This is a genomic window from Bradyrhizobium sp. C9 (genome assembly GCF_002532045.1).
Lineage (GTDB): Bacteria > Pseudomonadota > Alphaproteobacteria > Rhizobiales > Xanthobacteraceae > Bradyrhizobium.
Genome location: NZ_NWTG01000011.1, coordinates 133413 through 160015, shown reverse-complemented (window position 1 = coordinate 160015; position 26603 = coordinate 133413). Strand labels below are relative to the sequence as shown.

Genomic DNA, 26603 nt, shown 5'->3' with positions numbered 1-26603 from the left:
ATCCGCATAGGATACCGACAATAGTTCGCCCCGATTACGTGCCGCGAGCCCTTCGCGGCAGACGAGTGGGTTGACTATGCACAGGATGCGAGTGGCGGCGTGCCTGGCTTTGCTGGCAGCGTCGGCAGGCGTGCGTGCCGCGAATGCGGGCGCGCTCGAGGACGGCGCCGAGCGCTATCGGCCGTATTTGATCGAGGGTGTTGCCAATGCGCTGGCGGGCGCGCGTGGGTTGCGCGAGCGCGCCGCTGCGGCGGATTTGCCCGGCGCCAGGAAGGCCTGGCTGTCGGCGCGTGCCGGCTGGGAGCGCTCGGAGGTGTTCACTGCAGGCTTCGTGCCCGAGCTCGACGCGCAGATCGACGCCTGGCCGAACGCGGACAGCGGGTTCCACGCCATCGAAGCCAAGTTGTTCGGAGCTGGTAGCTCCGACGTTGCCACCGATGCGACGGGCCTGGTCGAGCACCTGAACGATCTTCACGGCAAGCTCAAGGATATCAAGCTGACGCCGCAGGGGCTGCTGGATGGCACGGTGCGGCTCGCCTACGAAGTCGGTGAGAGCAAAGCCGATGGCGGCGAATCGCGCATCTCAGGCACGTCGCTGGACGACATGCGCAACAATATCGCCGGCATCGACTTCGCCTATCACACGATTTTCTCTGCCGCGCTCAATACCGTCGACGGCAAGCTCGACGAGATGGTGACCAACCGGATCGAGCGGCTCGAGGCGATTGTCGCCACGCCCGACCTGCCGCATGTCAATATCGCCGATCTGCGCCAGACCAGCGAGGAACTGGTCGTCGCGCTGCAGAGCGCCTCGGCAAAGCTCGGGCTGCAGCGCCCGACGCTGGAGGCGCAGGCGCGATGAGATCGCTTCACCTGCGTCCGACTGCGCTGCTTTCAGCGGTCATCGCCCTTGCACTGCTCGGGCGCACGGCGGCGTTTCCGGTCGACGGCGACAAGACCGTGCTGCCGGTTGCGACCGAGCTGAACGAGGATGCGCTCGACAAGCCGCGGGAGGTGTTCCAATCCGAGCGCACCGGAGCCAAGTCGTATCTGGTGAATCTCGGCGATCTCGCCTTCAATTCGCCGGGGCTGCTTGGCGAGGTGGCGCGGCAGGCCGGCGTGAGCTGCGGCACCTGCCACGTCAATGGCGCGAACAACGCCAAGTTCTTCATGCCGAAGATGTCGAGCCGGCCCGGCACGTTCGACACCACGGGCCCGCTGTTCAATCCGAAGGCCAACAACCTGTCGTTCGATCCGGTGCGGATTCCGAGCCTGCGCGGCGCCCGCTACCTTGCGCCCTACGGCGCCGATGGCCGGTTCGCCTCGCTGCGTGACTTCGTCCATAACGTCATCACCAATGAGTTTGCCGGACCCGAGCCGTCACCGGCCACGCTCGATGCCATCGTGGCCTATCTTCACGACATCGACTTCCTGCCCAATCCGAGCCTTGGTCCTGCCGGGCGGCTGGCCGGCAAGATCACCGACGCGGAGCGCCGCGGCGAAGCGCTGTTCGCCAGGCCGTTCCCGCACGATCCGGCGCTGAGCTGCGCGGGGTGCCATGTGCCGTCGTCCGGCTTCGTCGATCACCAGCAGCATGATGTCGGTTCGGGCGGCCTGTTCAAGACGCCGACCCTGCGCAATGCCGACTTCAACGCGCCGTATTTCCATGACGGCCGCTTCGATAACTTCAACCAGGTCGTCGATTACTTCGATCGGACCTTTCAGCTCGATCTCTCGGCGCAGGACAAGGGCGACCTCGTCGCCTATCTCACGGCGGTCGGCGATGGCGTGCAGCCTTATGAGCGCGACGGTGCAGGTGCAACGCTGAAGGAGATCAACGATTTCTCGACGGTGCTGGCGACCGCAATTCCTGCCGGCGACAAGGACATCGTCGCACTCGCCGTCGATACGATCGGCCGCGAGCTCCGAGAGTTGACCGAGCAATATCCCGATCGCAAGAACACCAGCGTGTCGGGCGGCGAGCAGCAGCGCGTGCTTGCGCGCAACGGGCTGAAGGAGCTCGTGCTCACGCTGCGGCGCATAGAGATGGCCGTTGCCGCGGGCCGCGCCGCCGATGCTGCAGCCGAGTTCAGGAACTATCGCAATCTGATGGCAGCTGCCGTGCCTGCGTTGCTGGCGAGCGCCGAGCCGTGGTCTTTGCTCAATCAAGATGTGCATGATCAGCATTACGCTGCGCTGCGCGAGGTGATGCGCTCCAGGCACGTCTCGCATTGATTGAGCCGAACTGCAGGGTGTTTGCGGTCCGCGTCGCTGCGTGGAGCGCTGCATCTGCATTCGTTCTTCAGTTGAAGAATGGAATCGTGGAGATGCAGCGTGCAGCAGCGGATGTCTCCACAGAAAATATTTGAACGTTTCGAAATTTGTCGCGCGCTTTCACGCAAGCGAAAACCATGCGTCATACTGTCGCACTAAGCAGTGTGTGTTGCTAACCGCAAACACCCTGAGGTCGACAATGAGTTTGAACTACAAAAAGCACTGGCGAACCAGCACCGCGCTCTGCATCGCGTCAACGGTGCTCGTCGCAACGGCCGCATATGCCGCTCACTATCCGGGCGGACACAGTGATTGGGACAAGCGTCCGCATCACAATCACCAGGCGCATCAGGAAGCTGATCGCGTCAAGCATGACCACGATCACGACGACAAGGATCACGGCGGCAAGGGCAAGACCGCTTCGCCGATCAAGCACGTCATCATCCTGATCGGTGAGAACCGCGGCCTCGATCACACCTTCGGTATCTACAAGCCGAAGGGCAAGGGGCAGACCATTTCCAACCTGCTGTCGAAGGGCATCGTCAACGAGGATGGAACGCCGGGACCGAACTTCGCGCAAGCGCAGCAGTATTCGGTTGCGGGCCAGCCGTCGTTCTACATCGGCGCGCCAGCGATCGCGAAGTCGCCCTACAACGCGACCAATCTGATGCCGCAGCCGAACACCAACGGTACGCCGACCGCGCAGAGCGACACCGGCGCCCCGTTCAAGACGATCGCTGAGGCCAGTGTCGAGAAGGACATGGACCCGGCCGATCTCGACATCCTGACTACCGGCTTCAGCGGCCTGCCGACCGGCGTGCTGGATACCCGCATTCCCGGCGCCGGCGGTCTGAACGGACCGTTCCAGCTGCAGGGCGAGCAGATCAGCGACGACGACTACACCGGCGACTCGACCCATCGCTTCTATCAGGATTGGCAGCAGGAAGATTGCAACGCCGCCAACGCCACCAAGAAGAACAATTCGGGCTGCCAGAACGACCTGTTCCCGTTCGTGATGGCGACCTATTCGGCATCCAACAAGAGCATGGCCAACTCGATGGGCTTCTACAATGCCCAGCAGGGTCAGGCTCCGGTCCTGAAAATGCTCGCCGACCGCTTCACGCTGAGCGACAACTTCCACCAGTCGTTCCACGGTGGCACCGGCGCGAACCACTTCATGCTCGGCACCGGCGATGCGGCGTTCTGGAGCGACGGCAAGGGCAATCCGGTGACGCCGCCGGCCAACCTGATCGCCAATCCGAATCCGGTCGCGGGTTCGGTCAACCGCTACACCGTCGACGGCAACTGGAGCAACTGCTCGGACGTGTTCCAGCCCGGCGTGAAGCCGATCGTCACCTACCTCAACAATCTGCCGTACGCGGCGGAGCCGAACTGCAAGCCGAACCACTACTACATGCTCAACAACGTCAATCCGGGCTATCTGCCGAACGGCGCGCTGTCCGGCGGCAACAACGTCCCGCCGTCGTCGGTTCGCACGATCGGTGACGCTCTGATCGAGAAGAACATCACCTGGGCGTTCTATGGTGGTGCGTTCAACGACGCCGTGGCGCTTTCCAATGCCGCGGTTGCCGCCAATCCGACCAACCCCAACCTCAGCGCCGCTGCGGTCGCCGATCCGGCGCACGCGCTCGGTGTTGCCTACTGCCAGATCTGCAATCCGTTCCAGTATGCGACCTCGATCATGGCCAATCCGGCCGTGCGCCAGGCTCACATGAAGGACACCGCGGATCTGATCACGGCGATCCAGCACAACACGCTGCCCGCGGTGTCGTTCGGCAAGCCGGACGGCCTGCTCGACGGTCATCCGCAGAGCTCGAAGGTTGATCTGTTCGAGGCCTACGTCCTGAACGTGCTCAACGCGCTGGACAACAATCCGGAGCTGAAGGCCGACACCGCGGTCTTCATCACCTGGGACGAAGCCGGCGGCTATTGGGACTCCGGTTATACGCAGTCGATCGACTTCTTCGGCGACGGACCGCGTATTCCGACCCTGATCCTGTCGCCCTATTCGACGGGCGGCAAGGTCAACCACAACTACGCCGACCACGTTTCGCTGCTGAAGTTCATTGAGCGCAACTGGGCTCTCGAGCCGCTCACGCACCGCAGCCGCGACAACCTGCCGAACCCGACCTACTCGAAGAACAACGAGTATGTCCCGACCAACAGCCCGGCGCTGTCTGACCTGTTCGACGCGTTCGACTTCAGCAAGCCGGTCAATCTGTCCTACACCGAGTGATCGAGCTCTCGTCCACGACGAGGTCTTGAGTCCATCCGAAGCCGGCGCCGATCGAACCATTGGTTCGGTCGGCGCTGTCATGTTCCGACTGCCCGCCTGCTGACCGATCGGGGATATCCCATGAAGCGCGACGAGACGACGTGCAAAAAGATGTGGAAGGGAGGCAGGAATGCCATGGCCTGCCTGTTCGCGATGGCCGTCGTGGCCAATGCACCGGTACCGGCCGCGGCGCAGCAGTTTTCCGCCGACCTGCTAGCGCGGAAGGACGATACGGTAACGGCGATGGGGACGCTGCGGGTCTCGGACCGAAAGGCGCGGATCGATCCAGCCGCGCTGCCCGATGGCTTCTTTCTGCTCGATACGGCCAAGCCCGCCGCCTATTTCGTCCGCCCGGCCGCGCACGTCTACATGAAGGCCATGCAATCGAGCCCGCTCACCCAGCTGTTCATCCCGGTCGACCCGAGCGATCCCTGCCGGCAATGGCTGGCGATGGCGCAGCTTTCTGCGGCGGTCGATCTCGCGACATGGCACTGCCAGCGCGATGGAGAAGAGGCAATCGCGGGGCGCAACACCGATATCTATCGCGTAGCGGCACCGTCCGGCTTGAGCTTTACCGGCTGGGTCGACCGCGCGCGCAGGTTTCCGGTGCAGATCAGGACCGCGGATGGGACGGTGATCGCGGCCGATCGCATCCGCGACGAGCCGCAGCCGGCACAAATCTTTGAAATCCCCGCGGGTCTGCGCAAGTTCGATCCGCAAGCGCTGATCCGCCGGATTCAGCAGAGCGACGTATGGGTCGAGCCGTCGACCTCGCAGTGAGCGCTTCACGCGCTACTGCGATTGCCGGCTTGTCACCGGCAGCATCCGACCAAGCGCGGTGTAGTGCGACTGATGCACATTGCTGTTGAACAGCGACCAGGGCTCGGCCCTCTTCAGGGCGACCGGAACGTCGAAATTCACCAGCTGCGAAAATCTGCGGTACTCAGCCATCGCTTCGTCGATCCGGCCGGCCCCGACTTCGAGATCGATACGGCGCAAGGTCAGGACGAGATCCTTCAGGATCGCACGCGCGGCGAGCCGCTCGTCCTTGCCGCCGATCGAGGTGGTCCTGATGTCGGGGATGTGCTCGGTCAATTCGCGCAGTTCGGCGCCCACTCCGGTCACGGCCAGCGACACCACTGAGGTGTCGGCGGCCGGGATCGCGACTTCGAGCACGCTCGAGAGCTCCAGCACTTCCTTCATCCGGAGCACGACGCCGTCCTTGTCGAACGCACGTTCGCCGTCGCCGACCGCATTCAGATAGGCCACAAGGTCCTGCGTGTCCTGGGTCGACAATTCGAGGTCGAACAGGCGATCGAAGTGGCCGACCACTTCTTCATACGTGTCGTACCGCCCGTCGTGAAAGTACGGCGCGTTGAAATTGGCGTTGAGCAGGGTAGGGGTCTTGACCAGTCCGCCGGAGCCGACGTCGTGACGCAGCTGGTCGTTGAAGGTGCCGGCCGGAACGTGACAGCCGGCACAGCTCAGCTCGGCCTGCTTCGGGAATGGCTTGAAGAACAGCGCCTCGCCGCGCCGTTCCTCGACGCTGGCCTGCGCGGCAAGCCGGCCGCCGGGCGCAATCTTCGGATTGGGGAGGAAATCGATGTCGTTGATATAGGCGACGAGGCCGTCGAGAACCGCATCGCTCGGCCGCGGCCCGGAAAACTCATTGACGATGACATTATATACGAAGTCGCGCAGCGAGGTCATGCGCCCGTCATGTCCGTAGGGGGCGAGGAAGCGGGCGCCGCGCAGGCTCGGAATCCTGACGGGATCGAGGATGCTGTTGAACGTCTTGGCGTTGAAGACAAGACTGGTCGTGTCGAAGGTGCCGGGGCGGGAGGATACACCTGGAACGAACAATTTCGGGTTCGATGTGCCGTTGACGTGACAGGTGCCGCAGCTCATCTCGGCCTGACGCGCCTTGCCGCCGAAGATGGAAGGCGAATTGAACGCGAGATCGCCGAGATTGACCAGATAGGACTTTCGCCCGCCCATCGCCTCGGAATGAAAGAGTTCGCGCGGCCGCGCCAGCGCTTCCTCGGAAAACTCAGTGCCGGCCGGCAGCACGGTCTGGTCGCCGCCGAGCGGGAATGCCATCGCGCGCAACGGGAGGAACGTGACGACGAGCGTCAGCAGTGCGACTGATGCCGTGACGCCAAGATCGGCCGATGCCGCGCGACGTTTTGCGGAGCCGAACGCCAGAATATCCCAAGCCATTGCGAGAAAACCGCCCCTGTCACAATGCATTTGCGCTGCCCGACGCCGGAAGATGTCACGAACGTGACAGTTTCCTGTCGGCAGGATCAATGACCATCTGTTTGGATAGACGACTGTTGATTGCGGTTTGATGACGATCGGTCAACGAAACACAAACCGGCCTGCGTGTGACAGAACGAAAAACGTGTCGGCGCATGCGCTCTTTCTCACGCGTTTGTGCGCGCGTCGAAAAACGGTCATCCCGGCGAAATGTGTTTTGCATAGCGTGTAACTCCATTTCTATTTCTTTCTGAAATCAGGAGAGCACTATGCGGCTTTGGGGAGCCATTCCGGCGCTCGCGATTGTTGCTGGCGCCGTTGCCATCTCACCGGTGGCAAAGGCCGAGAATTTGGTCGAAAAGATCATTGACGAGTTCAAGCACGAGGTCAGGGACGAGTTGCGTGACCTGCGCGACCGCGGCCATGAAGGTGTGCATCAGTACAAGCACATCGTCGTCATCTACCAGGAGAACCACAGCTTCGATAACCTCTATGGACACTGGGGCGATGTCGGCCGTGACCGGATCAACGGTACCTCCGACGCCGATCAGGCGCATACGCTGCAGGTCCGGCAGGACAACCAGACCGTCTATGGCTGCCTGTTGCAGAATGACGTCAACCTGACCTCTCCGTCGCCGCAGCCGACGACTTGCACCGACAACACGGGCTCGGTCGCGATCCTCAGCGCCTTCAAGAACAAGCCGTTCGAGATCAACGACTTCATCCCGATCTCGGCGACCACCTGTCCGAAGCCGCTCGGCGCTTTCGCGGCGCACGGCTTCCTCAACGGCACCGGTTCGCCCGGCGGCTGCACCGAGGATATCGTGCATCGCTTCTACAGCGAGCAGTACCAGCTCAACGGTGGCCGGCAGAACCGCTACATGACCGGCAGCGACGCCGCCGGTCTTGTCATGGGCTACTACGACACCAAGAAGCTGCCGATCTACACCTATCTGCACGGCCACGGCGCGCCGAACTACGTGATCGCCGACAGCTTCTTCCAGGGCGCGTTCGGCGGTTCGTTCCTCAACCACCAGTTCCTGGTCGCGGCGGCGGCGCCACCATTCGTCGGTGCCTTGAACGACGGCAGCGCCAACGACTTCCACGCGATCGTCGACGCCAACGGCATGCCGACCAGCACGCCGCTCTACACGCCGGTCTCGACGGTGAAGGACGCGCAGCTGACCGCAAAATGCAACCAGCCCGGCCTGCCGGCTGGTCTTGCCTGCGGCGACTACGCGGTCAACACCACGCAGCCGACCTATCAGCCCTATTCGCCGGGCACCCCGGACATCAAGCGCCTGCCGCCGCTGCACACGCCGAACATCGGCGATCGGCTGTCGGCCAAGCATGTCGACTGGGCCTGGTATTCAGGTGGCTGGTCGAACGCCAATGGCGATGTCGGCGCGTCCGGCTGGACTAACGGCAACGGCACGACCTGCACCGATCCGAACCACCTTTCCACCGCGGTGTTCCCGAACTGCCCCGATGTGGATTTCCAGTTCCACCATCAGGCGCTCAACTACTTCGCCAGCTACGCGCCGGGAACGCAGGCCCGCAGGGATCACCTGAAGGACGAGGCGGAGTTCATCCAGGCGGCCAGGAACGGCCGGCTGAAACAGGTCAGCTTCATCAAGCCGATCGGCGAGGAGAACGAGCATCCGGGCTACACCAGCGAATCCGAAGGCAGCCAGCATCTCGTCGATCTCGTCAAGGCGATCGTCGAAGGGCCGAATGGCAGGGACACGCTGATCGTCATCACCTATGACGAGTTCGGCGGACAGTGGGACCACGTTCCGCCCCCGCCGCACAACCGCCATGGTGCCGAGGCCCGTGCTGCGGACCAGTGGGGTCCGGGCACCCGCGTTCCGGCGCTGCTGATCGCCAAGCGCTTCAACAAGTCGGGCGTCGCGCATGAGGACTTCGACACCACGTCGATCCTCCGGCTGCTCGAGAAGCGCTTCGATCTCGATCCGCTGGTGACGCGCCCGGTGCGCAGCCTCTCGGCGGCGCTGAAGGCCGGCGAAGGCTGGCACTGACACGAGAAATAATCCTGGCCCGCGTCGACAATTGACGCGGGCCAGGACCTTCATCAGGCTTCAGGGCCCTTACATGATCAGGTCGTGTTGCACGTGTGTAATCTGGTCTAGAATGATGCCGCCGCCGGTCATTGCGGAGCTTACCGGACTCGGCGCGAAGATAGGAGCAGGCGCCCCGGTCGTGAGCCCCAGAATATCGACCTGAAGGCTGGTTGCGGCCGAATCGCCGTCCTTGTCCGTGGCGAGCACGTCGAACAGCAGATCGGTGCTCGGGATGGTCGTCTTCTCATTATAGGTGATGTCGTTGACCGTGAAGGTGGTGTTTCCGCTTGTCGCCTGGCTGTAGTCGACCCCTACGAGATTGAACGCCTTTCCAACGTACAGCGTGTAGGTCGAGGTCGCGCTGTCGAAGGCCGAGGTGTTGATCAGCGAGGCGTCCGAGGTTTCCTGCACCACGACGGTGGCGTTGCCGCTATGTGGTTTTGGAACGTCGATGCTGAAGTCGTGCACGTCGGTGCTGCCGTCCAGAACCTTGAAGACCACGCCTGCCGTGCCGTTGCCTTGCCACTGGGTCAGCATGAAGCTGATCTGCGGTTGCTCGTTGGAGAACGACAGGTTCAACTGCTCGTTGGGATCCATGCTCAGCCCGGTATCGCCGACCGCGATGCCATTGTTCGACGCCTTGACATCGAGGGGATGGCCGCTGTTGTCGGATCCGGTGATCAGAAGCTTTCCGTCCGGAGCGGTCAGGGACGGTGTGCCGCCGCCCGAGGCGCCGAACGTAGAGCCGGTCACGGTCACCTGCTTGAGCACATCGACGCTTACGAGATCGAATGAATAGGTCCCATCCGGGTTGACCAGCAGCTTGAAGTAGGGATCGGCCAGCGCGCCGCCCGAATCCGCAAGGTAGGCGTCCATTTCGACGCCACCGCTCACCGCATGGGTCGTATAGTAGAAGCTATAGTCATCGCCATTTCCGGTGACATGCACCGAATTGATGCCGCCGCCGAGGCTTGACGTAGCCAGATTGTAGCCGGTGGTGCCGACTGCGCCGTTGTGGATCGCAACGGACATTCCGGCGTCACCATCCGCGCCGAAATTGATATTGTACTTGCCGTTGACGATCTGATTGTCCTGACCGGAAATGTCGGTATCCGGGAAGCCGCCAATTGTCGGGCCGTCGTCCGTGATCGTCAATTGCTTGCCGAGATCAAGGCTCGCGCTCTGGAAGTCGCCATCCTTGTCGGTGATGGTTGCAACCAAGTTGACAGTCCCGGCGGCAAGCGCCACGCCTTCACCGGTATCGGGGCTGCTGCCGAGGGGCTGCGTCACCGCGCGATATTCGGTGAAGGTCACGAGCCCGGTCGCCGGGTCGACCTCGATGGTGAATGCCAGCGTGCCGGTGGTTGTCCCGACATGACCTTCGATGGTGTTGCCGTTCAGGACCAGCACGTCGGCGAGGCCAGTGTGCGAGTCGACCAAGCCGGACAGGGTTCCTTCACCGCCGGGAATCGTCAGCGCATAGCCGATCGAGGCGCCGTCCGCACCTTGAACCGACGTGAAGGCCGTCGAGAAGTCGGCTGACGTCGTCGTCAACGAGGCGTCCGGTGCGGTACCTGCCGTGTTGTCGTCCAGCGCCGTCGCGGTCAGATGCGTCTCGCTCAAGGTGAGCGATGGCGTCGCGCCGTTTGCCGCGATGCTCGGGCCGTCGTCGGTGACGGTCAGTTGTTTGCCGAGGTCGAGGCTCGCGGTCTGGAAGTCGCCGTCCTTGTCCGTGATGGTTGCAACCAGGTTGACCAGGCTCGCCCCGAGCGTCACGCCTTCGCCCGTGTCCGGGCTGGTGCCGAACGGCTGCCTCACCGCGCGATACTCGGTGAAGGTGACAAGCCCGGTCGCTGGATCGATCTCGATGGTGAACGCCAGCGTGCCGTTGATTGTGCCGACATGGCCCTCGATCGTGTCGCCGTTGAGAACCAGCAGATCGGCGAGCCCGGTGTGCGAATCCACCAGCCCCGATGCGGTGCCGCTGCCGCCGGTGATTGTGAGGGCGTAGCTGATGGTTGCGCCGTCGGCGCCTTGAACCGAGGTAAACGCGGTCGAGAAATCGGCCGATGTCGTCGTCAGCGACGCGTTCGGCACCGACCCCGCGATATTGTCATCGAACACTGTTGCCGTCAGATGCGTCTCGCTCAGCGACAGCGACGGCGTGGTTCCGCTTGCCTTGATGCTCGGGCCGTCATCCGTGATGGTCAGTTGGGTGCCGAGGTCGAGGCTCGCGCTCTGGAAGTCGCCATCCTTGTCCGTGATCGTTGCAGTCAGGCCTACGATACCCGCCGCCAGCGTCACGCCTTCGCCGGTATCGGGGCTGGTGCCGAGCGGCTGTATCACCGCCCGGTACTCGGTGAAGGTCACGAGCCCGGTCGCCGGATCAACCGTGATGGTGAACGCCAGCGTGCCGTTGATTGCGCCGACGTGGCCCTCGATCGTGTTACCGTTCAGGACCAGCACGTCTCCGAGGCCGGTATGCGAGTCGGTCAGGCCCGAAGCAGTACCGTTGCCGCCGGCGATCGTCAGCGCGTAGGCGATCGTCGCCCCGTCCGCACCTTGAACCGAGGTGAACGCCGTCGAGAAGTCGGCGGATGTCGTCGTCAGCGACGCGTTCGGCGCGGAACCTGCGATGTTGTCGTCGAGCACCGTCGCCGTCAGATGGGTCTCGCTCAGCGACAGCGATGGGGTGGCGCCGTTGGCCTTGATGCTCGGGCCGTCGTCCGCAATCGTCAGCTGGATGCCGAGATCGAGGCTCGCGCTTTGGAAGTTGCCGTCATTATCGATGATGGTCGCGACCAGGTTCACGAGCCCGGCGCCCAGCGTGATGCCTTCGCCGCTGTCCGGGCTGGTGGCAAGCGGCTGCGTCACCGCCCGATATTCGGTGAAGGTCACGAGTCCGGTGGCCGGATCAACCGCGATGGTGAATGCCAGCGTGCCGCCAATCCCTCCGACATGTCCTTCGACCGTGTTGCCGTTCAGAACCAGCACGTCTCCGAGGCCGGTATGCGAGTCGGTCAGGCCCGAAGCAGCACCGTTACCGCCGGTGATCGTCAGCACGTAGCCGATCGTCGCGCCGTTCGCACCTTGAACCGACGTGAAGGCCGTCGAGAAGTTGGCAGAGGTCGTCGTCAATGCCGCGTTCGGCGCCGAGCCTGCGATGTTGTCGTCGAATGCCGTTGCCGTCAGGTGCGTCTCGCTCAGCGTCAGGGCAGGGGAGGAGCCATTGGTGCTGATGCTCGGGTTATCGCCCGTGATCGAGAGCTGCTTTCCGAGATCAAGGCTGGCGCTCTCACGGTCTCCGTCGTTGTCGGTGATGGTGGCAATCAGGCCGACAATTCCGGCGCTCAACGTGCTGGCTTCTGCGTCGGCCTGCTGCTTCACGGCACGGTACTCCGTGAAGGTCACCTGCCCGGTGAATGGATCAAGCGTAATGCTGAACGCCAGCGTGCCCGCGGTCGTGCCGACATGGCCTTCGATGGTATTACCGTTCAGAACCAATACGTCGGCAAGGCCGGTATGGGCGTCGATCAGACCCGAAGCGGCGCCGTTGCCGCCGGTGATCGTCAGTGCATAACTGATCGTCGCGCCGTCCGCGCCCTGGACCGAGCTGAACGCGGTCGCGAAATCGGCTGACGTCGTCGTCAGGCTCGCATTCGGGGCGGAGCCCGGAATGTTGTCGTCCAGCGCCGTTGCGGTCAGGTGGCTCTCACTGAGTGTCAGCGACGGCGTCATGCCATTGGCCCTGATCGCCGGACCGTCGTCGCTGATGCTCAGCCGGCTGCCGAGATCGATGCTCGCGCTCTGGAAGTCGCCGTCCCTGTCTGTGATGGTTGCAATCAAGCTGACGATTCCACCCGCCAGGGCCACGGCTTCGCCGCTGTCCGGATTGGTGCCGAACGGCTGCTTCACCGCTCGGTATTCGGTAAAGGTCACGAGCCCGGTGAACGGGTCGACCGAGATCGTGAACGCCAGTGTGCCGCCGACCGTACCGACATGGCCTTCGATCGTGTTGCCGTTCAGAATTAGCACGTCGGCAAGGCCGGTATGCGAGTCGATCAGGCCCGAGGCTGTGCCAGTACCGCCGGTGATCGCCAACGCATAGCTAACCGTCGCGCCATCCGCGCCTTGAACCGGGCTGAATGCGGTCGAGAAGCCGGCAGACGTCGTCGTCAACGCCGCATCCGGCGCAGAGCCGGCGATGTTGTCGTCCAGTACCGTTGCCGTCAGATGTGTCTCGCTCAGCAACAGTGGAGGGCCGATTCCGTTGGTGCTGATGCTCGGGTCATCTTCGACGACAACCAATTTGGTGCCGAGATCGAGGGCCAATGCCAGGGACTGGTCGCCCTTCACCACGGACGCAACGAGGAATATGACCCCCGCCGCCAGCGACACCGTATCGCTGTCGTCCGTGCTGGTGCCGGGTGGCCGTGACGCCGCCCGGTACTCGGTGAACGTCACAAACGCGGTCGCCGGATCGAGCACAATGGTGAATGCGATCGTCCCGTCAGTCGCGCCGACGCGGCCTTCGATGGTGTTGCCGTTCAGAACCAGGACGTCTGGCAGGCCGGTGTGCGAATCGATAACCCCGGACGCCGCGCCGTTGCCGCCGGCGATCGTCAATGCGTAGCTGACCGTCGCGCCCGCCGCGTCCTGTGGGTTGGCGAACATCAGCGCGAAGCTGCCTGACGTCGTCGTCAGCGCCTCGTTTGGCGATGAGCCGGCGATGTGGTCGTCGAGCGCCGTCGCCGTCAGATGCGTCTCGCTCAACGTCAGGGGCGACGGCTCTCCGAAGGTCAGCCTGAGCGGCTCCGGCGGGAAGACGACGATGAACGGGAGGATAGTCTCCGGTAGCGGCCCGAGTTGATTTGGCACCAGAGGCGGGTCTGGCTCGGAAAAATTGATCGGCTGCAGCAGCGACGACCCATCCTGGGTTGGCATGCCGGACCCTTTGGCCCAAATTCCCTTCGCGTAGTTGCCAAGCGTCTGCTGCTGGGCGTCCCGCAATTCCTCCATGTGCGCCGGGCTGTTCGTGACCTGGTTCACCCCGACCGACGACCCTCTGGGGCTCAAGATGACCGTCACGCCGGGATCGTCGACGACGATGTGTCTGGGGATCGCCTCCTTGGTCACCAGCTCGAACACACCGTGGTGGAGGTCCTTGTAGTTGATGGTGTCGTCATCCAGGAACGTGACGTTCGGCTCCGCAGCCCGCGCGTTCTCCAGGAGCGAGAACGTCAGCGCGGCGAACGACAGCATGCCAAGGCCGCTGGCCCGAATGGTGCCAACAGGCGTGTCCGCGGTGAGGACGTCTGATCCCGTCAGCCGGCTACCGATGAAACGGAAGATGCTTTTGGTTTTCGCGAACAGGCCCAAGCTGCCGCAGCGGTCCTGCGCAAAACTGCCCAACTCCAGCCGGGTGCCCGCCGGCAGATTGAGCACGGTGCCGTCAAGCAAGCGGATTTCGGCCCGGCCGCCGGCTGCGACTTCGATGACGTCACCCTGGTGAATGGGATCGCCGGGCATCATCAGGCTGGCAACGCCGCGCGCACGCGCGACGGTGCTGCGGCCGATCGCCGTCTGAACGATGCCAACCACTCGGGGCAGGCGGCCTAAAACGGCCGTGCTCGCGCCCCCGAACGCGACGCCGGACGCAACTGACATTGGCTTTTCGCCTGCTGAACAGTTCAGGCAGAGGGTGGTGCCGCAGTTTTTTTGGTCTGGCTTGCTCGCGCCACGAGGTAAAAATCCCCGCACCGGCAGCCATAGGCTTGTCCGCCGAAACGTCCTGATTGAAACTAAATTCGGTAGTGCAAATCGAATTTCAGTGCTGCACCAGCGACTGCGGAAAAGGCAGAACTGCTGTCCTTAATCGCCGGGTGCAACCCCACTAAAATGATAGTATAATTACGGAGCAAATTGTCCACATATTAATTTTTATTCGAGCTACGTCAGGCCTTTAGGTCTGTTTGCAGCAACTCGTTTGGCACTCAGGTCCTGCGGTCTCGGCCCGGCGGTCCATGTTTCCACCGCGCCGCGACACGACAAGGTCTTCTCGAAAGGGAGGGGATCGTGCGTATCCGTTTCATTGTTCAATTGCTCGCTGGCATCGTTTTCACGCTCGTCACATTGGCGTCTGGCCCGGTGCAAGCGCAGACCGAGCCGGCCCAACCCGCGATTCAGAATTCCTCAGCGAACTTCATCGGGAAAGTCGTGGCGGCCACCGGTGCGGTCACGATCGAACATCCGAACTCGGTCGTGGTTCAGGCCGCGCTGTCTGATCAATTGCCCCAGGCGAAGGTCGGCGACTCCGTCTATATGGGCGACGTGGTGCAGACCGGAGCCGATGGACGGGTCGCGATCAACTTCACCGACGGCACCTCGTTCAATCTGTCGAGCAACGCCAAGATGACGATGACCGAGTTCGTGTACGACCCCAACGGCAAGTCGAATTCGACCTTGTTCAAATTGGCCAATGGCACGTTCACCTTCGTTGCCGGCAATATCGCGAAGACCGGCGACATGAAGATCGACACGCCCGCTGCGACGATGGGAATTCGAGGCACCACGCCACGCATCGAGATCTCCGACGATGGAACGGTCAGGTTCGCGACGCTCGTTGAAGAGGGCAAGAGCAAGCTCCTGAGAAAGCCTGCGACACGCGTGACGCCCCAACCGGAGCAAAATATCTATCACAAGTTCAATCCGCACATCTGTCGAGGATGCTAGGCGAGCACGCGTTGATCTCGAGCGGCCACTCGCGGAGATCGGCGACCGCGCGTCGTCAAAACCGGAGCCCGACATGAAGCCTCGTGCAGGTATCGGTGCGAGTGGTGGCCTGGCGGCGGTCTTCATCCTGCTGTCGCTGGAATCGCCGGCGGTCGCGCAAGGCCCGAAGCCGAAGGGCGGTTACCTCAGGGACATCGGATTGTGCAGCGGCCTCAACCATGCGCCCGCCGACGCGCGCATCGACGCGTGCACGACCCTGATCGGCGCGGAGCAGGACATGACGCCTGTCGGCCTTGCGATCGCCTACAACAACCGCGGCAACGCCTATGCGGCCAAGGGAAACTACGATCGCGCCATCGGGGATTTTGATCGATCGATCGAACTCAATCCTACCTACACCAAGCCGTTCAACAACCGCGGCGTGGTTTACTTCAAGAAGCGCGACTACGATCGCGCGACCGAGGCTTTCGATCAGGCCATCAAGCTCAACCCGAACTACGGCGAGGCCTTTGCCAACCGCGCGCGCGTCTTTCTGAGGAAAAATGACTATGCCCGCGCGGCGCAGGATTACGATCAGGCGATTCGCCTCGAGCCGGACCTGGATGGCGTGTGGAACGGGCGCTGCTGGAGCCGGGCCATCCTCGGCGCGCTGCAGGCGGCGCTGGAGGATTGCAACAAGGCCCTTCAATCGGGGCCGACCAACGCCGCGACCTACGACTCGCGCGGCCTGATCTACCTGAAGACGGGCGAGCTAGGCGCAGCGATCGACGACTACAGCTCCGCCCTTCGCATCGATCCGAAGCTCGCAAGCGCACTCTATGGACGCGGGCTGGCGAAGCTGAAACGGGGCGACAAGGCCGGCGGCAATGTCGACATCGCGGCGGCCAAGGCGATCCAGGGCAGCATCGGCGACGACTTCACGCGCTATGGCGTGCACTAGTCCATGATCTCGACCGTCGCCGAACGGCCGGCGACCAGCGCGATGCGGTCCGGCAGCTTATCCAGCGTGATGCGCACGGGAACGCGCTGCGCGAGCCGAACCCAGCTGAAGGTCGGATTGACGTTTGCGAGCAGGTTCGCGCCGTCCGTTCGATCACGGTCCGCGATGCCGGCCGCAATGCTCTCGACATGTCCGGTGAGCCGGACCGGCTCACCCATCAGGCGGATCTGCGCCTTGTCGCCGACGCGAATGCGCGCGAGCTTGGTCTCCTCGAAATAACCCTCGACATGCAGCGTGTCGGTGTCGACCAGCGCCATCACGCCCTTGCCCGCGGTGACGTAGGCGCCGGGCCGCAGATCCATATTGGTGATGGTGCCGTTGACCGACGCATGCACCTCGCTGCGATCGAGGTTGAGCTGCGCCACCGCGCGATCGGCGACCGACTGATCATAGGCGGCCTTGGCCTGAAGCTGCGTGGCCAGGACCTGCTCCTGCTTCTGCTGCGACACCGCATCGGTGGTCAGCGCGCTGTAGCGCTTGAGGTCGGCCTCGGCCTGATCCAGCGTCGCGCGATGGCCGGCGACCGCCGCGTCGGCCTGCTGCAACGCCAGGGCAAAGCGCGCGCGATCGATCCGGAACAGGATATCTCCGCGATGCACTTGCTGATTGTCCTTGACCAGCACGTCGGTGACGAAGCCGGAGACGTCGGGAGCAACCTGCACCACATCGGCGCGGACCCTGCCGTCGCGAGTCCAAGGCGACTCCATGTAGTAGACCCACAGCGCGCGGCCGACGGCGAACGCGGCAACGAGCGCGATCGCGGTCAATGCAACCCGGCCGAGCCAGGCGAAATTCCCTTTCATGGCAGAAACTCCGAAAGATAGACGACGACGCCGAGCAGGCATACGTACAGGGCGAAATTGAACAGCGCGCGATGCCAGACCAGCCGGTAGAGCCCGAAGCGCTGCATGATCCGGCTCGCCACCGCGCTCAGCGCATAGGCAACGATCAGCCACAGCAGCAGCGCCGGGACCAGGACACCGTAGATGTCGAGTTCATATCTCATGCAGCAAAGCTCTCCTCGGGCTGCGATCGATACGCAGGTGCATCCGGAAACAGGCCGCGGCGGATGCCGACGAGGCCGAGCAATGCATCGTCCCGCGCGCGCTCATTGGGATCCTTGACGACCGCGGTCAGCGCCGCATCGATGCAAGACAGCAACTCGGCCGGCATGGCCTCGTCGGCATGGGCGCGAAATGCCGCCGCGAGGTCGTCCAGCATGTCGTCGATGGTACGCACGGTCGATGCGGCGAGGCCGTAACGGGCTCGCCTGAGATCGATGATGTTGAGCCCGATGCGCAGCTGGACCAGGCTGTCGGCGTCGCGGCGGTCGCTCTCGGAGATGAAGGCGATGCGCTGCACCAGAAGTCCCAGCCGATGCAGCATCAGGCCGGCAAACTGCGCACGGTCGCCGCGGCCGCGCCGCTCGGCCGCGACCGCCAGCGTCTGCCAGCCCGACGTCATCAGTCGCTTGGCGATCCATTCGGCGCCGACGCCGCGCGCGACCCGCGTCACGATCTCGGCGATGACGACGCCGAGGAAGAAGGCGACCGACGTGTTGGCGAAACTGGCAAAATCGGCGCTGTAGGTCGATTGCAGCGCCAGCAGCGTCGCGGTGTTGGCGGCGAGCGCCATGCCGATCGGTGCGGTTTTCGGCCGCGCGATCAGGAAGCCGTATGTCAGGAAGGTCGGCGCCAGCGCGGCGATCAGGACCTCGACATGGGAGATGCCCGGCACCAGCGCGAATTGATAGATCGCGACGACGACGATCGCGACCAGCGAGAACAGGCCGAAGGCCCGGATGCTGCGCGCCGGCTCGTCTTGCGCGGCGAAAAAGGAGCAGGCGACCGCCGCCATCATCGGCGCCGAGGCGCCGTCGGCCCAGCCGGTCGCAATCCACAGCCCGCAGCAGATCAGGATGGCGACCGCCGCGCCTGCGGCCGACCACAGCGCCATGCCGTGGTCGCGATGACGGACCGGCGCGGCGCCGGATTCCGGGTGGAACGCCAGCGGGACGCTGGACATATCGCGGCCCGCGGCAATCGCATCGCCGATTGCGCGGCAGTCGGCCGAGATGTCGACAAGCTCGCGGAGCCGGAGCAGCAGGCTGATCGTGATGATGCGCTCGCGCGGTGCGAGCCCGTCGAGGGCAGCTTGCCGCGCGGCGATCGCAGCGCGGATCTGTTCACCGGATTGCCGCTGGCGATCCTCGTCCACGATCCATGCGGCGAGATCGCCGATCAGGTGCCGCAGCTCCGGCTGCCTTTGCAGCGCCGCTTCGCCGAGCCCGGCAAGCCGGTCTTCGATCGACGTGATGATCGGCAACAGCATCAGCATGCGCATCCGGACCTCGCCGAGGCCGCGCACGGTGCCGGCGTCGGCCAGCCGGTCATAGGCGACATGGGTCATTAGCGTATCGATCTCGACGATGTCGGTCGCAAGGCGAAGGCGCTGGGCCCGGCGCGTCTCGCTGGTCCCGTGATCGAGCAGCACGTCACTGGACAGGCGGCGCGCATCCGACAGCCAGCTCCTGACGCGTCCGCCCACCGCCGGTGCGACGCTGCGCGGGAACACCACCGTCGACACCAGGCTGGCACAGATGATGCCGAGCGAGATCTCCTCGACCCGCGCCAGCGCGACATCGAAGATGCTGCCCGGGTCGGCGACCGACGGGAAGCCGATCAGCGCGACGGTATATCCGCCCAGCATGAAGACATAGCTGCGCGGCGTGCCGTCGAGCAGCGACAGATAAAGGCAGAGCCCGACCCAGAGCGCGATCGCGAGGCACAGCAGCTCCGGCGCATTGATCAGGTTCGGCACCAGCGCCACCGTCATGGTCGCGCCGACCAGGGTGCCGATCACGCGGAAGAACGCTTTCGAGCTGGTCGCGCCGGCCAGCGGCTGCGACGTGATATAGACCGTCGCCATCGCCCAATAGGGCCGCGGCAGATCGATCGCCAATGCGATGACAAGCGCCAGCATCGACGCGGCGAAGGTCTTCAACGCGAAGATGAGGTCCGCGTGGCGGACCAGGAACGGCTCTTCCGCGCGCATGCCTATTTCGCCTCTGGAGCGGTCTTATCAGGAGCGGTCTTATCAGGAGCGGTCTTGGCCGCAGCGCTCTTGGCGTCGTGCAGGCGGCTCGCCCGCGCCTCGATGCGCTGCAGCGTCTCGAAGGTTACCGCAAGTTCCTCGCTGCCGATATCCTTCAGCACGCTGGCGCGCACGCGGCGCAGCACCCGGTTGGTCTCCTCGACCTTGGCTTCGCCGGCCGCGGTGAGATGCAGCGTCTTGGCGCGCCGATCGGTCGGGTCCTCGCGACGCTCGACCAGGCCTTCGGATTGCAGCAGATCGATCAGCCGCACCAGCGAAGGCCCCTCGATCCCCAACTCGTCGGCGAGCACGCCTTGGCGGACGTTCTCCCCCTGCCGTGACAGCACCAGCAGCGGAATCGCCGTCGCGTAGGACAGGCCGTGATCGGACAGCGCCTGATCCGACTCGCGTCGCCAGATCCGCGCGAGCCTGGTGATCAGGCGGCCGATCTCGGCGTGGATATGGGATTGCGAAGGAGGCATGCAAATTAGATAGGATACAAACTATTAGGCTGCAACTATATAGCCTGGAACATTCCTGGTGATCACGCAAATGAGATCGGGGAAGCGGCAATGGGCACGAGCTCCACGGCAGGAGCGGGCGAGGAATTCCGGGGCGACAGCAGCCTGGCGCTGGTCCCAACCTTCATCGTCGTCGCCGTGGATGCGACGGGATTGGGGATCATCCTGCCGTTGCTGCCGTTCTACTCGCAGCGGCTTGGCGCGACACCGTTCGTGATCGGCGCGCTGATCTCGGTCTATGCGCTCTGTCAGCTGATCGCCGGCCCGATCGTCGGCGTGCTGTCCGACCGCTACGGTCGCCGCAAGGTGCTGGTGGTGAGCCAGATCGGCACCTGTGTCGGCTTCGTCCTGCTGGCCATCGCGGGCAATCTGACGCTGGTGTTCCTGGCCCGCATCATCGACGGGCTGACGTCCGGCAACATCTCGGTGGCGCACGCCTATGCGGCCGAGCACAGCGCGCCGCAGGCCCGCAAGCAGGCGCTCGGCATGACCAGCGGCGCGATCGGGACCGGTCTATTGGTCGGCCCCGCGCTGTCAGGCCTCCTTGTCCACTACGGCGACACCGCTCCAGTATGGGCTGCCGCAGCGTTGTCGCTGATCAGCATCGTTGCCACGATCGTCCTGCTGTCGCCGGATCATCCGGCCGCGGAGCCGCTCTATCAGCAGCGGGTGCCGGAGCCGACGCCGGCGCGCACGATCGTCGGGATACGCTATGCGTGGCGCGTGCTCGGTCTGCTCATCGTGTTCTTCTTCGTCAATTCGATGTTCCTGTCGCAGATCGGCCTGTTCCTGTCGGCGCGGTTCAGCTGGAACGGGCATGCCTTCGGCGCCCGCGAGCTCGGCGCCGTATTCGCCTATGCCGGCTTCATCAACATGGTCGTGCAATGCCTCCTGATCACCCGCGCGAATATCTTCGCGTCTGATCGGGTCATTGTCCTGGCGGCATTTGCCTGCATGGCGATCGGGTTTTCTGGACTGGCGCTCGCAGAGCGGATCAGCCTGCTCGTGGCCTTCCTGACGCTGATCATCGTCGGCATGATGTTCGCCCGCAGCACGCTGACCGCCGAACTGTCGCGCAGCACGGCGATCAACCGGCAGGGCATGATCATGGGTCTCAACCAATCGCTGATGTCGGGCGCCAACATCTGCGCTCCGCTGCTGAGCGGCGCTCTGATCGGTCACCAGCTGTACGTCAGCTGGACGCTCGTGATGGCGGCGATCGCAATGCTCGGCGTGGTCCTGGCCGGGCACCTCCTTCCGCCGGGACAGCCAGTGCCGGAGCTCGGTAGGCCGGAAAGCAGCGGGCAGATGCCGCGTTGACGACGCGCTCCAACCGCCGAACAAATCCCGCGATGGCCAATGACAGGCGACCGCGTGCCAACCGCTCGACGCAGCGCACGGAACTCAGGTCATGCGGATCGAAGCCGGTTCCGCAATATGCGCAACGGCGCTGTTCGGTCGCATGGACAATCGGGCGTCGATCGCGGTGCAGAATCTTTGCAATGAGACTGTGGCAATCTATCGCGCCGTCCGGCGCAATCCTCCGTTTGCACCTCTGCGGAAACTGTACAAATAGGTCGAGGATGCGCTCGGCTTGTTTCCTTCCTGCGCCTGCTCGCGATCGTCGCGCGTACGTGCAGCGGATGCACGGAGGAAGTGTGCCGACTGCCGAACCCGGTTGCCACCGGCGCGCCCGCGATCGGGTCGTCAGGTGGCGGAGAGCCGACAGTGCTCAAGGCGATCTGCGGCTATCGCGCCGCAAGGGATGCATGATCACGGCGACGGACCTCGACCGGATGATGATGTTCCAGGAGTTCGACCAACTTCTGCCGTGGAAGGCGGTCGGCGAGAACGTCACGAATACTCAGTCGCATTGAGGGGACAACGCAGCGTCCAGGAGGAGCTCGAAGAGAATGCTTACGGACGTACGGCAGATCAAGGCGGCGCGCGCTCTCCTCCGCTGGAGGCAGGATCGGCTTGCGCAAGAAGCTGGCTTGGCACTTGCGACGATCCGGCGACTGGAGCGTCTTGAAGGCCGGATCGAAGCGAACTTCGATACAGTCGAAAGGATTCGCGAGGCGCTCGAGAACGCCGGAATCGAATTCGTGGGTGCGCCAAACCTCGGTGTCCATGTTTCGTCGGTACGACCAGAAGGCGTTGCCAAGCCTGAGGCGGGCTGAAGTATTTTCGATACGACGAGCGGCGATCCGGATCCGCTGCACTCGCTCCATTTCAACGCAATCCATTTGTTCAACTCACGTCCCGCGCTGTGAAGATGCAGGGATGGCGTTCGCGTGCGCGACAAACTTGCGCAGGGCGGATAGCGGAAAAGCTATCCTTGTAGTGTTACTGATACTTCATGTATGGAATATAAATATCGTTTTATAACAGTGTGTTGGAAGTATCACGAGGTGACATTGAATGCGTGTGACAAGCATTTGTCGCATTGTCGCGTCTCACGAACTGTTGTTCTCATCGATCCTGCGTGGTGAGGGGCTTCGCGGAGATTGGAGATCGGTCACCGATCATCTGTCTCACGCCGAAGCGACGCGGATTGGTTGGGGATGAAGATCGGGGGCGACATCAGCTCGATCGCAAATCTCCTCAAACGAGAAAAGGCAGGAGGTTTTATGCAGTTTTCCAAGAGTGTTATTCTGGCTTCGGCAGCGTCGTTCATTGGATTGGCCGGCGCGCAAGCAGCCGACCTTCCGGTGAAGGCCAAGGCGGTCGAATACGTGAAGGTGTGTTCGCTGTACGGCCCGGGCTTCTACTACATCCCGGGCAGCGATACGTGCATCAAGCTGGGCGGCTATTTGCGCGTCGACGTTCTCGCCAACACGAACTCCGACAACACGGGCAACACCTCAGGTGCCGGCGGTGCGAACAATCGTTTCACCAACGGCTACACCTGGCGCTCTCGTCAGGATCTGAACATCGACACCCGCACCGCGACCGACTACGGCGTGGTTCGCACCTTCTTCGATGCGACCTTCAGCTGGACCACGGATAGCTATGCCGGGCAGGGCAACGGCGCGACCGTCTACTCGCCGATCGGCACGACCCAGGCTCCCAACAACGCCAATGGTGGTGCTGTCGCGAATGGTACGGTCGGCGTCTACTACGCCTTCATCCAGTTTGCCGGCTTCACCATGGGTAAGGCGGTCTCGCAGTTCTCGACGCCTTGGGCCAACTACCCGGGCAACAACTACGACGGTCTCGTCGGCGGCGGCGGCACGATCACCGGTGTGAACCAGTTCACCTACACCGCGCAGTTCGGCAACGGCGTGTCGATGGCGCTGTCGGCGCAGGATCAGTCGGCCTACTTCCAGGCCGGCGTGAACAATCTGGGCGCAGCTCCCGGCGCACTCGGCCCGTTCGGTCTCAGCAACTACGCCGGCACGATCGCTCCCGACCTTGTTGCGATGTTGCGCGTCGACCAGGCCTGGGGTCTGTTCCAGGCGTCGTTCGCGGCGCATAACAACCATGCGGCCTACTACGGTGCCACTGAAAACACCGGTCATCCGGACGACAAGTGGGGCTGGGCGGGTCAGTTGGGCCTGTCGATCAAGAATATCCCGACCGGACCGGGCGACACGATCAACATCCAGGGCGTCTATACCAACGGCGCAACCCGTTACAACATCCAGGACCTTGCCGGTTCGGCGGGTGCCAACACGGTCTTTGGCGGCACCAATCTGGCGGGTGCCTATCAGAGCGTCGCGTTCGGCATGGCGCCTGACTCGGTGTTCGTCGCCGGCGGTCAGCAGCAGCTGATCACGACCTGGGGCATGCGCGGCGCGTACACCCACAATTGGGATGCCTACTGGAACACGGCCATCTACGGCGCCTACGCCGGCGTCCGCTACAATGGTACGGCCAAGTCCTACATCTGCGGCCCGACGGGCTCCGGTGTGGGTGGTTCGTTCGGCGCCGCCTTCGGCACCGCCGGCCTGACCTCCTGCAACCCCGACTACAATATCGCGCAGCTCGGCCTGATCACCCGGTGGACCCCGGTCAAGAATCTGACCTTCTCGGCAGACCTGACCTACACGCACGTGGATCAGAAGTTCGCCGGCACGATCGCCTATCCGGGCAGTGCAGGCATCGGCAAGCCCGGCACCGTGTACGAGCTGAAGGACCAGGACACCGTGCTCCTGCTCCTTCGTGCTCAGCGCAACTGGTAACGATTCATCCAACAGAAGGGAGATCGCTCTGAACCTGTAAAGCTTGTTACCTCCAAGGAAGGCCTCCGGTATGCCCATCGGAGGCCTTCGCATTTTTGATCACCGCGCCGCTTCGGTTCGGATTCGATCAGGAGCGAAAATGCGCTGGTCGCGGCGACCTATTCCTTCGAACGCGATTGCGCGGCGAGCCGCCGGCGAGGCGGCTTGGGCTGAGGTTGCCGTCTTCTCTTGGGAGCGATTCGCCGCTTGCCGTTCAATTGAAGGTTGGCGGACACGACCCGTTCAAATCCTGTCAGATCCGTCAGCAGGCTTGCGATGTCCTTGCGCGGCACATCCAGGAACAATGCCGAGAGCGAGCGCGTCTGCTCCGCCCGTAGCCGGCGAAGGACGGCCTTGCCGGCCTTGGTCAGCAGAACGACCTGAACGCGGCGATCCGCCTCCGCGGTTACGCGCTGGACGTGACCGATCCTGACGAGTTCGTTGACCAGGGCCGTGACATTGCTTTGCGGCACCATCAGAGCGTTGGCGAGCTGGCTCAACGCCATGCCCCGCCTTGATGCCGACAGCGCTTCCAGAACATGCAGGCGCGCAAGGCTGTATTCGAATCGATCCCTGAGCCGCCGATTGATCTCTCTTGCGATTTGTGACGAGCAGCCGAGCAGCCGCAACCAAAGCTTGGTCTCGTCGTCGTTCATCCGCGAGCTGGCCATCGACCTGTCTGTGCCGCGACGCATAAGTGTGTCGAATTAACCAAGAAACCCCAACGATTTCGGTGCCAATGGGACATATAAGATTGTCACGTGGGACTCATAAGACGGTAATAAATGCTATTCTGAGACTCATAAGAACGTAATAGAATTCGGCCGCCTCTACCTTCGGGTGCAGTTCAGCCCGGCGAAGAGCGCCCAAAATCCCTGGCCCTCTTTTTTCGCCGAAGCAGCCGCCCCATCAACTGGACGAGGCCCGGAGCCGATTAGAGGAGAAATCGGTCGGGAGGAGCCTTGGGCACCCAGTCTTGCCAATGCTCCGATTTCTTGCAGCAACGTAGTCGCCGTCGATGCGAGGTGCCTATTCGGACCTCAACCCGGAAAGCTGGACGCAGGATCCGCGTGGCGCATCACGATCCTGCTCAGACCGGCTGCTATCAGCGTCGCTGCGTCTCTGGCAGGAGCGCGACCGAAGCCTATTTCGTCGTGCTCGGACCGGTCCTTGCTGCCCATCTTTTTCTCGTTTGGCTAACCCGGACGCCATTCGGCGCGGTCATCTCGGCGATCAAAAGCGACGAAACCAGAACACGTTTCTTCGGCTACGACGTCACGCGCATGAAGCATTAGCTTTCGCTTTCTGAAAAAGGCTTCGAGCGGCGTTGCAGAGGAGGATCGGAGCGCCGCTTGGCCGCATGTGAACCGAACGCTACAGATCATGGGGTATGGAGCCCAAAACGCAACATCTGAAGCTCGGCCTGCTCGGCCTAATGCTGTGTCTTGCGGCGTCCAACCGATTCTGGCTTGTTCCGGCCTTGGCGAAAGCGCCAGCCATCGGCCAGTCGGAGTTCGTGCTCAGGAGGCTTCGCCGTCACATTGCCGCCGAGCAAATCCTCGGCCTTCTCATCGTGGGAATTGTCAGTCTGCTGGGGACATTATCCCCGGCGGTTCAAGGCTCGTGAGCCATCCCAGCACATCTTGAGCCGGTCCCGATCGACCCACATCCGTCCGGAGCACTCTTTTTTGCTCCCACGATACATTGATTTGACGCAACGGAGAGGCCCAGACTGAGCGTCTTCGCTGAGAATTCCGCATCGTGCTTGCGTTGGAGACGATAGAAATCCGCCGCGAGAAGCGACTGATCTAGATCAACGGCAGCGCGCGGTGCCGGGGCAGGATGATTCCAGTAAATTCAGTCAGGAGTCGCCGATGATGGAATATTGGATGTATGGCTACGGTCCAGGCCATTGGCTGTGGTTCATCGTGATGATCGCGGTGGTTATTTACCCGGTGGGCCGTATTCTCAGCCGCATTGGCTTCTCACCGCTATGGTCGATCGTGATGTTCATCCCGCTGGTCAATCTGATTGCGCTTTGGATCCTTGCATTCACAGAATGGCCAGGCGGAAAAGCAGAGTAGGCCCGCGGATATGCAACTTTGAGGCGCCAGCTTCATGGGA

General features: G+C 63.1%; 20 protein-coding genes and 1 pseudogene. 14 read left to right on the top strand and 7 right to left on the bottom strand.

Translation table 11 applies throughout. The features are described 5' to 3' along the window. Nucleotides 1-76: 76 nt before the first annotated feature. The 4 genes from CO675_RS22350 (at nucleotide 77) to CO675_RS22335 (ending at nucleotide 5350) form a co-directional block, all read left to right on the top strand. Entirely contained in the window at nucleotides 77-862 is a 786-nt protein-coding gene (locus CO675_RS22350; protein ID WP_097674008.1) for an EfeM/EfeO family lipoprotein, read from the top strand. Continuing rightward, a complete protein-coding gene (locus tag CO675_RS22345) occupies nucleotides 859-2235 on the top strand; it encodes a cytochrome c peroxidase (RefSeq protein ID WP_097674007.1) in 1377 nt (458 codons plus the stop codon). The genes CO675_RS22350 and CO675_RS22345 overlap by 4 nt, the downstream gene beginning before the upstream one ends. Before the next feature lie 238 nt (nucleotides 2236-2473). Continuing rightward, the gene (locus tag CO675_RS22340) at nucleotides 2474-4531 is read left to right on the top strand and encodes an alkaline phosphatase family protein (protein WP_245452860.1); all 2058 of its coding nucleotides are present in this window, start codon (nucleotides 2474-2476) and stop codon (nucleotides 4529-4531) included. A gap of 174 nt (nucleotides 4532-4705) precedes the next feature. Continuing rightward, complete coding sequence (locus CO675_RS22335; protein ID WP_245452859.1) at nucleotides 4706-5350, top strand: hypothetical protein; 645 nt, start codon at nucleotides 4706-4708, stop codon at nucleotides 5348-5350. Nucleotides 5351-5362: 12 nt separating this feature from the next. Here the strand turns inward: CO675_RS22335 and CO675_RS22330 are convergent, their stop codons facing one another. Next, nucleotides 5363-6790, bottom strand: coding sequence for a cytochrome c peroxidase (locus CO675_RS22330; protein ID WP_097674005.1), 1428 nt, complete (start codon nucleotides 6788-6790; stop codon nucleotides 5363-5365). 308 nt (nucleotides 6791-7098) lie between these two features. Between CO675_RS22330 and CO675_RS22325 the strand changes: the two genes are divergently transcribed. Further along, the gene (locus CO675_RS22325; protein WP_097674004.1) at nucleotides 7099-8868 is read left to right on the top strand and encodes an alkaline phosphatase family protein; all 1770 of its coding nucleotides are present in this window, start codon (nucleotides 7099-7101) and stop codon (nucleotides 8866-8868) included. Between the two features lie 69 nt (nucleotides 8869-8937). On the opposite strand, the gene CO675_RS22320 is transcribed toward CO675_RS22325, so the two are convergent. Beyond that, nucleotides 8938-14670: a DUF5801 repeats-in-toxin domain-containing protein gene (locus CO675_RS22320; RefSeq protein ID WP_143279069.1), complete on the bottom strand. Its 5733-nt coding sequence runs from the start codon at nucleotides 14668-14670 to the stop codon at nucleotides 8938-8940. A gap of 315 nt (nucleotides 14671-14985) precedes the next feature. Between CO675_RS22320 and CO675_RS22315 the strand changes: the two genes are divergently transcribed. Both CO675_RS22315 and CO675_RS22310 read left to right on the top strand, forming a co-directional pair. Then, complete coding sequence (locus tag CO675_RS22315) at nucleotides 14986-15642, top strand: FecR family protein (RefSeq protein WP_198964702.1); 657 nt, start codon at nucleotides 14986-14988, stop codon at nucleotides 15640-15642. 73 nt (nucleotides 15643-15715) lie between these two features. Next, nucleotides 15716-16582, top strand: coding sequence for a tetratricopeptide repeat protein (locus tag CO675_RS22310; protein WP_097674001.1), 867 nt, complete (start codon nucleotides 15716-15718; stop codon nucleotides 16580-16582). On the opposite strand, the gene CO675_RS22305 is transcribed toward CO675_RS22310, so the two are convergent. Genes CO675_RS22305 through CO675_RS22290 form a run of 4 tightly spaced genes read right to left on the bottom strand, consistent with a single transcriptional unit; the run spans nucleotide 16579 to nucleotide 20217 of the window. Then, the gene (locus CO675_RS22305) at nucleotides 16579-17445 is read right to left on the bottom strand and encodes an efflux RND transporter periplasmic adaptor subunit (protein ID WP_097674000.1); all 867 of its coding nucleotides are present in this window, start codon (nucleotides 17443-17445) and stop codon (nucleotides 16579-16581) included. The two genes, CO675_RS22310 and CO675_RS22305, sit on opposite strands and share 4 nt — an antisense overlap. Next, the gene (locus CO675_RS22300; protein WP_097673999.1) at nucleotides 17442-17648 is read right to left on the bottom strand and encodes a DUF1656 domain-containing protein; all 207 of its coding nucleotides are present in this window, start codon (nucleotides 17646-17648) and stop codon (nucleotides 17442-17444) included. Before CO675_RS22300 ends, CO675_RS22305 begins: the two co-directional genes overlap by 4 nt. Continuing rightward, the gene (locus CO675_RS22295) at nucleotides 17645-19696 is read right to left on the bottom strand and encodes an FUSC family protein (RefSeq protein WP_097673998.1); all 2052 of its coding nucleotides are present in this window, start codon (nucleotides 19694-19696) and stop codon (nucleotides 17645-17647) included. Before CO675_RS22295 ends, CO675_RS22300 begins: the two co-directional genes overlap by 4 nt. A gap of 2 nt (nucleotides 19697-19698) precedes the next feature. Continuing rightward, nucleotides 19699-20217, bottom strand: coding sequence for a MarR family winged helix-turn-helix transcriptional regulator (locus CO675_RS22290; protein ID WP_097673997.1), 519 nt, complete (start codon nucleotides 20215-20217; stop codon nucleotides 19699-19701). A 90-nt stretch (nucleotides 20218-20307) separates the two neighbouring features. On the opposite strand from CO675_RS22290, the gene CO675_RS22285 reads away from it, so the two are divergent. The 4 genes and pseudogenes from CO675_RS22285 (at nucleotide 20308) to CO675_RS22275 (ending at nucleotide 24440) form a co-directional block, all read left to right on the top strand. Beyond that, nucleotides 20308-21576 (top strand): MFS transporter, encoded by a 1269-nt coding sequence (locus CO675_RS22285; protein ID WP_097673996.1) that lies wholly within the window; start codon nucleotides 20308-20310, stop codon nucleotides 21574-21576. 378 nt (nucleotides 21577-21954) lie between these two features. Continuing rightward, nucleotides 21955-22112 (top strand): annotated as a pseudogene (locus CO675_RS41495) (ABC transporter ATP-binding protein); the annotation flags it as partial. Between the two features lie 57 nt (nucleotides 22113-22169). Beyond that, complete coding sequence (locus CO675_RS22280; protein ID WP_097673995.1) at nucleotides 22170-22436, top strand: helix-turn-helix domain-containing protein; 267 nt, start codon at nucleotides 22170-22172, stop codon at nucleotides 22434-22436. A gap of 450 nt (nucleotides 22437-22886) precedes the next feature. Beyond that, nucleotides 22887-24440 carry a porin gene (locus CO675_RS22275; RefSeq protein WP_097674106.1) on the top strand — a complete coding sequence of 518 codons (1554 nt, stop codon included), beginning with the start codon at nucleotides 22887-22889 and terminating at the stop codon, nucleotides 24438-24440. A 158-nt stretch (nucleotides 24441-24598) separates the two neighbouring features. Here the strand turns inward: CO675_RS22275 and CO675_RS22270 are convergent, their stop codons facing one another. Then, nucleotides 24599-25135: a MarR family winged helix-turn-helix transcriptional regulator gene (locus tag CO675_RS22270; protein WP_158231290.1), complete on the bottom strand. Its 537-nt coding sequence runs from the start codon at nucleotides 25133-25135 to the stop codon at nucleotides 24599-24601. A 414-nt stretch (nucleotides 25136-25549) separates the two neighbouring features. Here CO675_RS22270 and CO675_RS22265 point away from each other — a divergent pair, with 414 nt between their 5' ends. The 3 genes from CO675_RS22265 (at nucleotide 25550) to CO675_RS22255 (ending at nucleotide 26563) form a co-directional block, all read left to right on the top strand. Continuing rightward, nucleotides 25550-25774 carry an ABC transporter permease subunit gene (locus CO675_RS22265; protein WP_097673993.1) on the top strand — a complete coding sequence of 75 codons (225 nt, stop codon included), beginning with the start codon at nucleotides 25550-25552 and terminating at the stop codon, nucleotides 25772-25774. A 95-nt stretch (nucleotides 25775-25869) separates the two neighbouring features. Then, the gene (locus CO675_RS22260) at nucleotides 25870-26106 is read left to right on the top strand and encodes a CopD family protein (RefSeq protein ID WP_097673992.1); all 237 of its coding nucleotides are present in this window, start codon (nucleotides 25870-25872) and stop codon (nucleotides 26104-26106) included. 247 nt (nucleotides 26107-26353) lie between these two features. Then, complete coding sequence (locus tag CO675_RS22255) at nucleotides 26354-26563, top strand: hypothetical protein (protein WP_097673991.1); 210 nt, start codon at nucleotides 26354-26356, stop codon at nucleotides 26561-26563. Nucleotides 26564-26603 lie beyond the last annotated feature (40 nt).